Below are 12,512 nucleotides of genomic sequence, written 5' to 3'. Positions count from 1 at the left end.
GTGCGCGTGCGCTAATCGCGAAAGGATGCCCGATCCATCGATCACCGTGCGCCGTGCTGTCGCGTCCGACGCGCCACTGATCCTGTCGTTCGTGAAGGAGCTCGCGACCTACGAGCGCGAGCCGCACGCCGTGGTGGCCAAGGCGTCCGATTTTCTGCGCGATGGTTTCGGCGAGCACCCGCTCTTTCATGTGCTCATCGTGGAGGTTCCGTCGGGCGGCGCGATCGAGCCAGCGGGGTTTGCGTTGTACTTCCTGCAATACAGCACGTGGGAGGGCCGCCCCGCGCTGTACCTGGAGGATCTCTTCGTGCGTCCCGAATTTCGCGGGCTCGGCTTGGGGCGCGTTCTGCTCGAGCACCTCGCGCGGGAAGCGTTGAGCCACGCGTGCACCCGCTTTCAGTGGGAGGTGCTCGACTGGAATGTCGACGCCATCGGCTTTTACGAGCGGCTCGGTGCGCGTATCCTCCACGAATGGAAGAACGTGCGCATCGAGGGCGAGGCGCTGCGCGCGCTCGCCGGAAAGGTCGACCCATGACGACGATGGCCCTCTCTCCCAAAGGCGTTCTCACGATGGCGCTCACCCTCGCCAGCGCTGCATGGCTCACCGCCTGCGCCGCATCCCCTGCACCGACTCCGGCGCTCTCGTCTGCGTCCGCGTCTTCATCTTCATCTTCATCTTCGCCGTCGTCGCCGGGCGCAACCAGGAGCGACGCCTCGCCGCGCGCGGGCGTGGCGTCCGTCAACGCGGCCGAGCCGGCGGACGATGGGATCGACTACGGCTTTCCGGTCAAGCGCTTTCCCCTGGAGCTCGAGGGGCAGCAGGTGACGATGGCCTACCTCGACGTGCCCCCCACGGCGGCGCCGAACGGAAAGAGCGTGGTGCTGCTCCACGGGAAGAACTTCGGCGGCTATTACTTTCGCCGGGTCATCGAGTCGCTCCGCGAGGGCGGCTACCGTGTGATCGTTCCGGACCAAATCGGATTCGGAAAGTCGTCCCGACCCGTGATCGCCTACAGCTTTCACGGGCTGGCGAACAACACCAAGCTGCTCCTCGAGTCCCTCGGCATTTCGCGCGCGGCCATGTTCGGTCACTCGATGGGCGGCATGCTGGCCATCCGCTATGCGCTCTCGTACCCCGAGCGGGTGAGCGAGCTCATTTTGGAGGACCCCATCGGCCTCGAGGACTACCGCACCTTCGTCCCGTACACGACGGTGGATCAAAAGCTCAAAGCGGAGCTCGCGACCACCGCCGACTCCATCCGCAAGTACTTCCAGACCTCGTACTTTCCGCAGTGGAAGCCGGACTACGACGCCCTGGTCGACGCGGTCTCCGCGTACACCAAGCGCCCGGATTTTTCGCAGTCGGCCAAGGTCGCCGCGCTCACCACCGAGATGATCTACATGCAGCCCGTCCAGTACGAGCTCGATCGCATCCGCGTACCGACCCTGCTCTTCGTCGGCACCGCCGATCGCACCATCGTGGGCAAAGCGCTGCTCAAGCCCGACGTGATCGCCGAACATGGCCGCTACGATCGCCTGGGCAAGGAGACGGCACGAAAAATCCCCGGGAGCAAGCTGGTGGAGCTCCCGGGGATCGGTCACATCCCGCACATCGAGGACTTCGATCGGTTCAACACCGAGCTGCGCGCGTTCCTCGCAGCCCGGCGTTGAACGGGCTCTCCCGTACACGTTCCCGATCTTCTCCTCGCCGAGAGGCGGGAACGGGAAGGGGAACGTGTACGTGTACGGGAAGCGAAATCGGCTTCCGCTCCGCGAATCAGATATCGAAGTAGAGGAAGAACTCGTGCGGCGTCGGGCGCATGCGGATCGGGTTGAGCTCGCGGTTGCGTTTGTACTCGAGCCACTCGTGGATGGCGTCGCGCGTAAAGACGTCGCCGCGGAGGAGGAACTCGCCGTCGCGCTCGAGCGCATCGAGCGCGTCCTCGAGGCTGCCCGGCATGTGCGGGATGTCCTTCAGCTCCTCGGGCGACAGGGCGTAGATGTCCTTGTCGAGCGGATCGCCGGGGTTGATCTTGTTCTGGATGCCGTCGAGGCCGGCCATCATCATGGCGCTGAAGGCCAGGTACGGGTTGCAGCTGGGATCGGGGAAGCGCACCTCGATGCGGCGGGTCTTCGGCGAAGGCCCCGTGATCGGAATGCGCACCGAGGCCGAGCGGTTGCGGCTCGAGTAGGCCAGGTTGACCGGCGCCTCGAAGCCCGGCACCAAGCGTCGGTACGAGTTGGTCGTCGGGTTCGTGAGGGCGGCGAGCGCGCGCGCGTGCTTGATGATGCCGCCGATGTAGTAGAGCGCCGTCTCGCTCAGGCCCGCGTAGCCGTCGCCGCCGAAGAGGGGCTTGCCCTCCTTCCAGAGCGACTGGTGCACGTGCATGCCCGATCCGTTGTCGCCGAAGAGCGGCTTCGGCATGAACGTCGCCGTCTTGCCGTTCTTGCGCGCCACGTTCTTCACCACGTACTTGAACCACAGCAGCTGATCGGCGCTGGGGAGCATCCGGGCGAACTTCACGCCCAGCTCACATTGACCGCCGCTCGCCACCTCGTGGTGACCGACCTCGATTTCCACGCCGGTATCCATCAACGTGGTCATCATCTCGTTGCGGAGGTTGGCCAAGGTGTCCGTCGGTGGAACGGGGAAGTAGCCTTCCTTGTGGCGAACCTTGTAGCCCAGGTTGGGGAACTCCTCGCGGCCCGAGTTCCAGGCGCCCTCGATGCTGTCGAGGTAGTAGTAGCCCGCGTTCGGCTGCGAGTGGTCGAAGCGGACGTCGTCGAACACGAAGAACTCCGCCTCGGGACCCATGAAACACGTGTCGGCGATGCCGGTCTGACGAAGGTAGGCCTCGGCCTTCTTCGCGATGTGACGCGGATCGCGCGAGTACGGCTGCTTGGTGATCGGATCGTAGACCGAGCACACCAGGTGCAGCGTCGACTGCGCGTAGAACGGGTCGATGCGCGCCGTCTCCGCGTCGGGGATGATGAGCATGTCCGACGCGTTGATGGGCTGCCAGCCGCGGATCGACGAGCCGTCGAAGCCGAGACCATCCTCGAAGAGCGATTCGTCCAGCCGATTGACCGGGATCGTGGTGTGCTGCCATACCCCTGGAAAGTCGACGAACTTCAAGTCGACGAATTTGACGTCGTGGTTTTTGGCAAGCTCAATGACTTCCTTGGGATTCATTCGAAGATTCTCCTTAGATGGCTTCTTTTCCACGTTCACCGGTGCGGATTCGCACCGCTTCTTCCACGGGGGTGATGAAGATCTTTCCGTCCCCGATCCGCCCCGTTTTGGCTGACTTCTCGACGGCGTCGATCACGTCGTGCACGAGCTCGTCCGGCACCACGACCTCGATTTTGACCTTCGGGACGAAGTCGACCACGTACGCCGAACCGCGGTAGACCTCTTTCTTTCCACCTGTGCGCCCGAACCCTTTGACTTCGGTCACGGTCATTCCCTGCACGCCGACCTCGCTCAAGGCGTCTTTGACCTCGTCGAGCTTGAACGGTTTGATGATGGCTTCGATCTTCTTCACGAGGGGGCCTTTCTCTAGGCGGGGACGGACGCGAGCTGCCGCAAAACATCGAAAGCAACCGTGGCCGCGTGCAACGTGCGAGTCGTTTCGCCTTCGATGACAGACCGCACTGTGCCAGGCTAAGGTTTCGCCAACGTTTCGCGGGCGTTTTCCCCGATGGAACTTAACCCGAATTACCCCACCCCCGTCGAGCACCTACCGCGCCTGAGCCGGGTACCGGACGCGTCCTCCTCGGCCCGCGCGTGCGACGCGCGCCGTGCCAGCCACGCTTGCCAACTATGGGTCAAGCGCGAAGACGTCACGCATCCTCTTTATGGCGGCAACAAAGTCCGAAAGCTCGAGCGACTCCTGGCCGTCGCCAAGGCTCGCGCAGCCGACCGTATCGTAACGGTGGGGGCAGGGGGAAGCCACCAAGTGCTGGCCACGGCCCTTTTCGGCCGCCAGGCGGGCTTCGAGGTGGAGGCCGTGCTTTTGCCTCAGCCGCGCTCCGATCATGCGCTGCTCAATCTCCGGGCGTCGCTCGCCCAAGGCGCCCATGTTTTTCCCGTGAGCTCGTACGCGGCGGCGCCCCTCGCCATCGTGCGCCGCCTTGGTCGCGATGCGCTCTTCATCCCGGTCGGTGGCTCGAACTACCTCGGCACCCTGGGCTATGTCGACGCCGCACGCGAAATCGCCGAGCAGATTCGCAGCGGCGCGATGCCCGAGCCCGACGTGGCCGTCGTGACCCTCGGCTCCGGAGGAACCGCGGCCGGCCTCGCCGCCGGCTTCGCCGCCGCAGGATTGAAGACCGAGGTCCTGGGCGTGGCCGTCACGCCCCCGGGGTGGGGCATCGCGCTCATGGCGCGCTGGCTCGCATGGCGCTGCGGCCACCTGGCGATCCGCTTTCGCGTCACCAGCCGCTACCTCGGCGCCGGCTACGGACATCGAACCGCGTGGGGCGATCGCGCCACCGCGCTCGCGCAAGGCTCGGGGTTGACCCTCGATCCAACCTACACCGCGAAGACCTTCGCCGCCGTCTTGGACCTGGTCGACTCCGGCCGCTACCGCCACGTCCTCTACGTGCACACCTTGTCGAGCGCACCCATGGCACCGCTCTTGGCCGGCGCACCCGAGGAGCAGGAGCTCGCGCCCGAGCTCGTGCGTCTCTTTCGATGATGGGCGCCCGCCGCGCCCCGTCTCGTTCGAGCAAGCGCGGGGCGCGGCATGCCGCGTTCGCAGCGTGGGCAACCTTCGCCGCCATCACGCCGGGCTCGCGCGCCGAAGCTGCCCCGCGCGCGATCGTCCTCGACGACGGCGAAAAAATTCCTCGCGACGAAGCGCACCCGCTGCCGCCGAGCGCCTGGCCCGATCCGGCCCAGCCCATCGACCTTTTCGGCCTCCGCGACGAGATCATCGCCCTTCAAGTCGCCATCGAACCCGACGGCGAAACGCTCGAATCCATCCACGTCACCTTCGCGCCCTTCACCCCGCCCCTCGATGCACCCATCTCCACCTTCGCGGAGCGCTTCATCGAAATCCGCCGCGCGAGCTACAACGAGCGCTTCCCCGGCTCGCTCGCCTTCACCCCCGAGGCCGCGCCTTCCGCCGGCGCCTACATCGGCTTTTTCGCCGACCCCCTGGTTCCGGCCGCGAGCGATCGCACCCCTGCGCACGTACAAGCCGGCCCCCGCGCCCGCGGCGCCTTGTGGATCGACATCCACGTCCCGCCCAACGCCCCGCCTGCCCTTTACACGGGTCTTCTCCGCGTCGAAGCCGGCACACGCCCTCTCCTCGAGCGGCCCCTCACCCTTCGCGTGGTCGACGCTGCGATGCCTTACCCCGGCGCGGCCATCACCACCTTCTACGATCGCGCGACCCTGCAGAAGCGCATGGGGGATGGCGGCGAGCGACGCGCCGAGCGCTCCCTTCGCCAGATGCTGCACGCGCATCGCATCAGCGCCATCCACGACATTCTCACCGCCGACGAGGTATCCGCCGACCTCGACGCCCTCACCGGCACCCTCTACACCTCGTCCGCGGGCTACACCGGCCCGGGCGCGGGCATAGGGGAGGGCATCCTCGCCATCGGCGCCTACGGTGCCCTGGGCGATCCCGATCCCGCCAAAGCCGCGGAGGTCGCCCGCATCGCCGAGCGTCTCCGCGCCCTCCACGTCTTCGAGACCACCGACACCTTCGTCTACGCCGCCGACGAAGACTGCACCACGCCGCGCACCGCCCGTTGGAAGGAGCTCCTTGGCGCCCTCCCATCCGCGCGCGGCGTTCGCGTCGGCCTCACCTGCAGTGACGATCCCCGCAAACAAGCCGCCGATCTCGTCATGCTCTTGGCCGAGCACTACCCGCTCAAAAAAGTCGAGCAAGCGCGCGCCGGCGGCAAGCGCATTTGGGTCTACAACGGCCAGCGCCCCTACGCCGGCGCCATGATGCTCGACGTCCCGGCCACCGATCTCCGCGCCAACGGCTGGATCGCCGCCCGCTACGGCATCACCCGCTGGTTCTATTGGGAATCGACCTTCTGGCTCGACAACAACCGCGGCGGCCGCGGCGGCCCCCATGGCTTCGATCCCTTCGTCATCGCCGAGACGTTCCACAACACGCGCGGCGACCACGCCAACGGCGACGGCATCCTCCTATACCCCGGCACCCAAATCGTCCCCGGCATGCACGACGAGGGCGTCCCCATCCTCCTCCCCTCCATTCGCCTCAAAAACCTCCGGCGCGGCGCGCAAGACGCGGCGTACTTCCAGCTGGCCCGCGCCATCGACCCTGCCACCGCCGAAGCCATCGCCGACGACCTCGTCCCCGACGTCCTCTCCTCCGCCGGCCGCCATCCCTCCTGGCCCGAGCGCGGGATACCCTGGCTCACCGCCCGCAAACAACTCCTCGACATCCTCGACCACCACTACACCCCTCGCAAACCCCGCCGCACCTCCCTCCTCGGCTGCACCAAATGCGCTCAGTCCGAAATCCGGGATACCTCGCCACCCCTATTTGCGCTCACCGGGATGGCCGCCATCCTTGCATTGCTGGCCGTCCGCCGTCGTCTTCGTTGACCCTCTTCGACAATCATTTCGCCATCAAACGCGAAGGGCGAAAAAGAGAAACGCGAGGGCGCCAGGGTCGGAGCGCCCTGCGTTGCGGCGCGCATTGGGGGTCATGACGTTTCATGAACGGCGGATGCGATCGACGTGAAACGTCTGCCTATTTCTATTTTGGAGGAATACCCAAATAGGGAATCATGGATACGAATTAGGCTGCACGGCACTCGTCGCACCGATCGGATTTCTTTTTGGCGGCGGTGCGGAGCGGTTTTTTGCAGACTGTGCAGAAGGGGGTCGTTTTGGCGCAGGCTTCGCAGATGAAGATGCCCCAGCGCTCGAAGGATTCGATGCGGGGCTCGTCGTCGCAGTGGCCTGGGGAGTGGCAGGGGCGGGGCTCTTTGACGCCGCAGCCGGTGCAGACGCAGAGGGGGTGTTGTTGAACGAGCTTCGTGAGCTCGTCGCCGACCCCGCCGAAGGGGGCGACGCCGGTGCCGCGGCAGAGGGGACACGCGCTGGCAAGGCGGTTCTGGACGGCTGCGCGAATGAACTCGCTCTTGTTGGGCATCGCATCGAGCACCGCGGCGAGCTCGGGTTCGACCTTGAAGGCTACGATGTGTTTCGACGGGCGCGGTTTTCGTGGCACGGCAGCAGGCCTTTCAGTGGGCCCCGCCCGGGCGGGGCCGCCCTCGGTATAACGACGAGTGTACTACTTCAATAGCTATCGCTGGAGCCGCCGCCACCGGATTCGCCGCCGCCCCCCGAATATCCGCTGCCTCCGCCCCAATCGCCGCCTCCCCCGCCACCGCCGCCGCCACCGAAGAACCCGCCTCCTCCACCGTAGAATCCGCCGCCACCCCAGCCGCCTCCGCCGCCCCAGCGGTCATCGTCGTCATGGCGCCCGGGGCCGAAGCCGCGGCGCTTGGCGCGTGCAATGGCGCCGAAAATGATGACCAGGATGAGAAGAGGGACCGCCAGAGGGACGATCAACCAGAGCGGATTGCCCGATGTTGTCCGAATGACCTTGGGCTTGCGCGGGCGCGGGTTGGTTTGCCAGTCGTCGCCTGCGAGCGCGGTCATGATGCCGTTGGTTCCGTCGTCGACGGCTTGGCGGAACTGTTCCTCGCGCAGGCGTGGCGCGATCTTGTTGCGGATGATGTCGTTGGCGCGGAGATCGGGGAGCTCGCCGCCCACGCCTTTGCCGGTCTCGATGCGGATCTTGCGCTCGTTCGGGGCGATGAGCAGAAGAACGCCGTTGTCCTGGCCCTTGTCGCCGATCTTCCAGCTGGCAAAGGTTTGGTAGGTGTAGTCGTCGATGTTCTCGCCCTCGAGCGATCCCGTCAGAAAGACCACGATGGCGTAGCCGGTGCTGCGGTGGAACGTGTCCAGCTTCTTGTCGAGGCGGGCGATGTCCTCGGGTGTGAGCTTGCCCGCCGTGTCGATCACGTGGCCGTCGAGGGGAGGGGGCTTGTATGCGAATGCGGGCGCCGTCCCCGTGATCAGCGCAAACAACACGGTGCAGAAGACGAACAGCGCGCGCACCAGCAGACCTCCACGAGTCGGCGAATTCACCACGTCAGAAAGAGACCTTGGGCACGGCTTGCGACTCCGGGGTCGCCTGGAAGTAGACGCGCGGCTTGAAGGCCTTTCCGGTGACGCGGTTGACCGCTTGCCCGTGGATCTTTCCGAGCTCGCTGTTGTACTCGCGCACGGCCTGATTGTACTGCTCACGCGCGCGCAGAATGCGGTTTTCCGTGCCTTCGAGCTGAACCTGCAAATCGTGGAAGGCCGCGTTTGCCTTGAGGTCGGGGTACTTTTCGGCGACCATCAAGAGGCGCGAGAGCGATCCCTTCAACTCGGACTGCGCTTTCTCGAAGGCGGCCACCTTGGCCGGGTCCGAGAGATCTTCGGTGGTGAGCTTGATGCTCGTGGCCGATGCGCGTGCTTCGGCGACCTTCTGCAACGTTTCGGTCTCGTGCGCGGCGGATGCTTTCACCGTGCTCACGAGGTTGGGGACCAGATCGGCTCGGCGCTGGAGCTGCGCGTCGATATCCGCCCAGCGCTGCTCGGCCACTTGGTCCTTCTCGATCAATTCGTCGTACTTCTGGCAGCCCATGAGCATCTGGGAGCCCAGAAAGACGAACGCGAGGGCCGCGAACGCGGAGAACGCGGAGAACGAGAAAGGAAAAGAAAACGGCGAGGGGTGACCGGGTCGTTTCATTGCGCGGTCCAAACTAGTGCTGCGAAGCGGCGCTGTCGAGTTGGCGAAGCTACGGCTCGGGCGAGCCCGCCGTCTCCGCCGCGCGCCGTTCGCTTCGAGCGCCGCGCGCCCAACGCGACGGTGCGCCCAACGCGAACGAGCTGCGCGGCGCGCCCAACGCGACGGCGCGCCCAACGCGACGGTGCGCCCAACACGAACGGCGGTGGCGCGGCGCGACAGGGAGCCTGCGCCTCGAGCGTCGTTGTTTTCGATCGCCCCAGCCTTTGCGAATCGTGAATGCCGGGAATGGACGCGCGCTCGCGCGTGTCGTTTCCATGACGGGGACGCGGGAACGCGAACCGTCGGAAAGGAAGGTAACCACCTCGATCCGTTCGATCAAACACCCCTTTCGCATTTCGTTTCAGTTTGAATCGTGTCGTTTTTGTAGAGAGCCCTTCGAGCGCCGGGCGCGCCCGCGTCACCTGGGAAGACCGGTGTACGTACAAGCGCCAACGGGAACGAGCCCCGGCGCTCGAAGGGTGAGATTGTCGGAGCCGCTACGCGCGCGCCCGACGTTTTGGATGCCGCGGTCGGCGGTACGTCGATGCCGTGGAGCGCACCGGGCGGTCTGGTGGGTGACCTGGCATTGACAGGCCCGATCGATGCTTTATCGATGTGGTCAACGACGTCGCCGGTTCGAACCGGCACGCGAGAGGCGGCAATGGTGCCGGAATCGCGTGCGTTCGATCCCTCGTCTTCGCGCAACCGTCCCCGTGTCTCGGGGGCGCGTCCGGGCTTCGTGCACCGGCGCGTGCAAGCGGTGTTGCGTAGACGGAGGAGTGTGTTCGCTGCCGACGACGGAAGGAAATTGGACCATGTTCGACTATGAATCGTTCCGCCGTTTCGATCGCGTTCTCGATGATGTGATGGGTGCGAGCTTCGGCACCGCCACCCACCGCCGCGCCTTCTCTCCGAGCATCGACGTGTTCTCGGACGCCGAGCGCGTGCTCTTCGTGTGCGATCTGCCGGGCGTGAAGCGCGAAGATCTGGAGCTCACCGTCGAGGGAAGGACGCTCACCATCCGCGGCGCGCGCAAGTTCGCGGAGCCGGGACAAAACAAGGGCGACGGCAAGGCTGGCCAGGTTTTGCTCGGCCGAAGCTATGGCTCGTTCAATCGCGCGTTTACGCTTCCCGAGGATCTCGACGTGTCCCGGTTGACGGCCGAGCTGGTGGAGGGGGTTCTGACGATTCGGATCCCCAGGCTCGAGGCGTCGAAGCCGCGGCGCATCGCGATCAGCACCCAGCCTGCGCTCGCGGAGTCAGCCCCGAGCCCCGCGCCGAACGTCCCGAACCTGAATGAGGGGAAGTAGGATCGCGTGTGCCAGGCCGGCCAGCACGATGCGCAAAAGAGTCGCCGCGCGCCGCAGCGGCGACGCTGAACCCGAGGCGTGGGCTCGTGCGGTGGTCTGCACGAGCCCCGTGGAATCGGCCTTCGTTCCCTTGGGATTGTAGACGGAAGCGGGCCCCGTCTCTTCGTCGTCGTCGAACGTCAGCATCGCCCCCTTACGTACGTTCGTCTCTGCGAAGTCTTCCCTCGGCCATGGTCGGATGCGCGAGGCGCCTCGCGTTTTCCGCGTTGGACGAGCCGATTATTCTTCGTCGGAGGTCCGGAGCTTGGCGAGCACGCTCAGATCTTCGAGGGTGGAGGTGTCGCCTTTGGCTTCCGTGGCGCCTGCAGCGACCTCTTTCAGAAGACGCCGCATGATTTTGCCGCTGCGCGTCTTCGGGAGGGCGTCTGCGAAGCGGATTTCATCGGGGCGGGCGAACTTGCCGATTTCCTTTTCGATGTGTTTCGCAAGGTTGGCTTTGGTTTCGGCGTCCGACTTCTGACCTTGCTTGAGGGTGACGAACACCACCAGAGCCTGCCCTTTGAGGTCGTCCGGTCTGCCCACGGCGGCGGCTTCGGCCACCTGCGGATGGCTCACCAGCGCGCTCTCGATCTCGGCGGTGCCGATGCGGTGTCCCGCCACATTGAGGACATCGTCGATGCGGCCGACCACCCAGAAATAGCCGTCTTGGTCCTTTCGGGCGCCATCGCCCGTGAAGTAGACGCCCTCGAGCTGCTTCCAATAGGCCGAGAAGTAACGCTCGTCGTCGTTGTAGAGGGTGCGCGCCATCGAGGGCCACGGGCGGCGGATGACGAGCTTTCCGCCCTCGTTTGCGCCGCATGGCTCGCCGCGGTCTTTGACGACCGCGATGTCCACGCCGAAGAACGGTAGGCCGGTGCTCCCGGGCTTGGAGTAGCAGGCGCCCGGCAAGGTGGTGAGCATGATGCTGCCGGTCTCCGTCTGCCACCAGGTGTCCACGATGGGGCAGCGGTTGCCGCCGACCACGCGGTGGTACCAGGTCCACGCCTCGGGGTTGATGGGCTCACCCACGCTCCCCAAAAGGCGCAAGGACGAGAGATTGTGCTTGTTCGGCCACTCGTCGCCCCAGCGGATGAAGGCGCGGATGGCGGTGGGGGCCGTGTAGAGAATGGTGACGCCGTGGCGCTCGATGAGCTGCCAGAAGCGACCCGGATCGGGGAAGTTCGGCGCGCCCTCGTACATGAAGCACGAGGCGCCGCACGAGAGCGGGCCGTAGACGGCGTAGCTGTGCCCCGTGACCCAACCCACGTCGGCGGTGCACCAATAGAGATCGCCGTCGCGCAGATCGAAGACGTACTTGGAGGTGACGTGCACGCCCGCGAGGTAGCCGGCGGTGGTGTGGAGCACGCCCTTGGGCTTTCCGGTGGAGCCGGAGGTGTAGAGGACGAACAGCGGGTGCTCGGCGTCGAACGCGGGGGGAGACGCGGCGAGCTTGCGGTGCTCGGCGGTGATGCCGGCGGCGCCTTCGGCCATGAGATCGTGCCACCAAATGTCGCGACCTTCCTCGAGGGTCACCGGCGCTTGGCCCTCGCCGATGCGGCGAAGCACGACGACCTTTTCGATCGACGGCGTCTGCGCGATCGCGGTGTCGGCCATGCTCTTCAGGGGCACCACGGAGCCGCGGCGCCAGGCGCCATCTTGCGTGAGCAGCAGCTTGGCGCCGCAGTCGTTGATGCGATCGCGCAAGGCGTCCGAGCTGAAGCCGCCGAAGATGACCGAGTGCGTGGCGCCGAGGCGCGCGCACGCCAGCATGGCCACCGCGGTCTCGGGGACCATGCCCATGTAGATGGCGACACGATCGCCCGCGCCGACGCCGAGGCTGGCCAGGCCCGCGGCCAAGCGCACCACCTCGCGGTGAAGCTCGAAGTACGTGATCGTGCGCGTATCGCCGGGCTCACCCTCCCAGACGATGGCGGCGCGCGTGCGGTTGGCGGTCGTGAGGTGCCGATCCAGACAGCTCTCGGTGATGTTCAGGGTCGCGCCGCCGAAGAACTTTGCCTTGGGGAGCTTCCACTCCAAGAAGCTCGTGGGGGGCGTGCGAAACACGAGATCGCACGTTTGCTCGCGCCAGAATTCTTCCGGCGACTCGAGCGACTGCTGGTAGAGCGACAGGTACTCGGCATGCGATCGCACCCGGGCGTGGTCGCAAAACTCGGCGCTCGGTACGAACTTGCGCTCCTCCTTGAGCCGTGACTCGATTCCGTCTGATCCGCCTGATGCGTGTGTCATGCCTCGAGAGTAAACCCCGAGGCCGCGGCGTGCGCCAACAGATCGCGGGCCTCCCCGCAAAAATAAGAAACTTTCA

Annotated in this window: 11 protein-coding genes; 5 read left to right on the top strand and 6 right to left on the bottom strand. The window is 65.8% G+C overall.

What is annotated here, in order from left to right; genetic code table 11:
- Positions 1 to 25: 25 nt before the first annotated feature.
- Both LZC94_32215 and LZC94_32210 read left to right on the top strand, forming a co-directional pair.
- Positions 26 to 535, top strand: a complete 510-nt coding sequence (locus tag LZC94_32215; protein ID WXB12499.1) for a GNAT family N-acetyltransferase — start codon at positions 26 to 28, stop codon at positions 533 to 535.
- Positions 532 to 1,671 (top strand): alpha/beta hydrolase, encoded by a 1,140-nt coding sequence (locus LZC94_32210; protein ID WXB12498.1) that lies wholly within the window; start codon positions 532 to 534, stop codon positions 1,669 to 1,671. The genes LZC94_32215 and LZC94_32210 overlap by 4 nt, the downstream gene beginning before the upstream one ends.
- Before the next feature lie 106 nt (positions 1,672 to 1,777).
- On the opposite strand, the gene glnA is transcribed toward LZC94_32210, so the two are convergent.
- Complete coding sequence (gene glnA / locus LZC94_32205) at positions 1,778 to 3,193, bottom strand: type I glutamate--ammonia ligase (protein WXB12497.1); 1,416 nt, start codon at positions 3,191 to 3,193, stop codon at positions 1,778 to 1,780.
- A 13-nt stretch (positions 3,194 to 3,206) separates the two neighbouring features.
- Positions 3,207 to 3,545: a P-II family nitrogen regulator gene (locus LZC94_32200; protein ID WXB12496.1), complete on the bottom strand. Its 339-nt coding sequence runs from the start codon at positions 3,543 to 3,545 to the stop codon at positions 3,207 to 3,209.
- A gap of 156 nt (positions 3,546 to 3,701) precedes the next feature.
- Between LZC94_32200 and LZC94_32195 the strand changes: the two genes are divergently transcribed.
- Positions 3,702 to 4,700, top strand: a complete 999-nt coding sequence (locus tag LZC94_32195; GenBank protein ID WXB12495.1) for a pyridoxal-phosphate dependent enzyme — start codon at positions 3,702 to 3,704, stop codon at positions 4,698 to 4,700.
- 1,265 nt (positions 4,701 to 5,965) lie between these two features.
- The gene (locus tag LZC94_32190; protein WXB20281.1) at positions 5,966 to 6,595 is read left to right on the top strand and encodes a DUF4091 domain-containing protein; all 630 of its coding nucleotides are present in this window, start codon (positions 5,966 to 5,968) and stop codon (positions 6,593 to 6,595) included.
- A gap of 196 nt (positions 6,596 to 6,791) precedes the next feature.
- On the opposite strand, the gene LZC94_32185 is transcribed toward LZC94_32190, so the two are convergent.
- The 3 genes from LZC94_32185 to LZC94_32175 all read right to left on the bottom strand — a co-directional run bounded on the left by LZC94_32185 (position 6,792) and on the right by LZC94_32175 (position 8,801).
- Positions 6,792 to 7,226, bottom strand: coding sequence for a hypothetical protein (locus LZC94_32185; GenBank protein ID WXB12494.1), 435 nt, complete (start codon positions 7,224 to 7,226; stop codon positions 6,792 to 6,794).
- 68 nt (positions 7,227 to 7,294) lie between these two features.
- A complete protein-coding gene (locus tag LZC94_32180; protein WXB12493.1) occupies positions 7,295 to 8,152 on the bottom strand; it encodes a TPM domain-containing protein in 858 nt (285 codons plus the stop codon).
- Between the two features lie 4 nt (positions 8,153 to 8,156).
- Positions 8,157 to 8,801 (bottom strand): LemA family protein, encoded by a 645-nt coding sequence (locus LZC94_32175; GenBank protein WXB12492.1) that lies wholly within the window; start codon positions 8,799 to 8,801, stop codon positions 8,157 to 8,159.
- Positions 8,802 to 9,655: 854 nt separating this feature from the next.
- Here LZC94_32175 and LZC94_32170 point away from each other — a divergent pair.
- Positions 9,656 to 10,150: an Hsp20/alpha crystallin family protein gene (locus LZC94_32170; GenBank protein ID WXB12491.1), complete on the top strand. Its 495-nt coding sequence runs from the start codon at positions 9,656 to 9,658 to the stop codon at positions 10,148 to 10,150.
- Between the two features lie 279 nt (positions 10,151 to 10,429).
- On the opposite strand, the gene acs is transcribed toward LZC94_32170, so the two are convergent.
- The gene (gene acs / locus LZC94_32165) at positions 10,430 to 12,436 is read right to left on the bottom strand and encodes an acetate--CoA ligase (protein ID WXB12490.1); all 2,007 of its coding nucleotides are present in this window, start codon (positions 12,434 to 12,436) and stop codon (positions 10,430 to 10,432) included.
- Positions 12,437 to 12,512: the final 76 nt, after the last annotated feature.

The organism is Sorangiineae bacterium MSr11954 (assembly GCA_037157815.1).
GTDB lineage: Bacteria > Myxococcota_A > Polyangia > Polyangiales > Polyangiaceae > Pendulispora > Pendulispora albinea.
This window is presented reverse-complemented; position numbering and strand designations above follow the sequence as displayed.

What these genes read in the sequence shown, in the direction of transcription:
- LZC94_32170 (WXB12491.1), top strand. Translation starts at nt 9,656, where the DNA reads ATGTTCGACTATGAATCGTTCCGCCGTTTCGATCGCGTTCTCGATGAT.
- LZC94_32190 (WXB20281.1), top strand. Translation starts at nt 5,966, where the DNA reads ATGCTCGACGTCCCGGCCACCGATCTCCGCGCCAACGGCTGGATCGCC.
- glnA (WXB12497.1), bottom strand. Translation starts at nt 3,193, where the DNA reads ATGAATCCCAAGGAAGTCATTGAGCTTGCCAAAAACCACGACGTCAAA.
- acs (WXB12490.1), bottom strand. Translation starts at nt 12,436, where the DNA reads ATGACACACGCATCAGGCGGATCAGACGGAATCGAGTCACGGCTCAAG.
- LZC94_32175 (WXB12492.1), bottom strand. Translation starts at nt 8,801, where the DNA reads ATGAAACGACCCGGTCACCCCTCGCCGTTTTCTTTTCCTTTCTCGTTC.
- LZC94_32215 (WXB12499.1), top strand. Translation starts at nt 26, where the DNA reads ATGCCCGATCCATCGATCACCGTGCGCCGTGCTGTCGCGTCCGACGCG.
- LZC94_32210 (WXB12498.1), top strand. Translation starts at nt 532, where the DNA reads ATGACGACGATGGCCCTCTCTCCCAAAGGCGTTCTCACGATGGCGCTC.
- LZC94_32195 (WXB12495.1), top strand. Translation starts at nt 3,702, where the DNA reads ATGGAACTTAACCCGAATTACCCCACCCCCGTCGAGCACCTACCGCGC.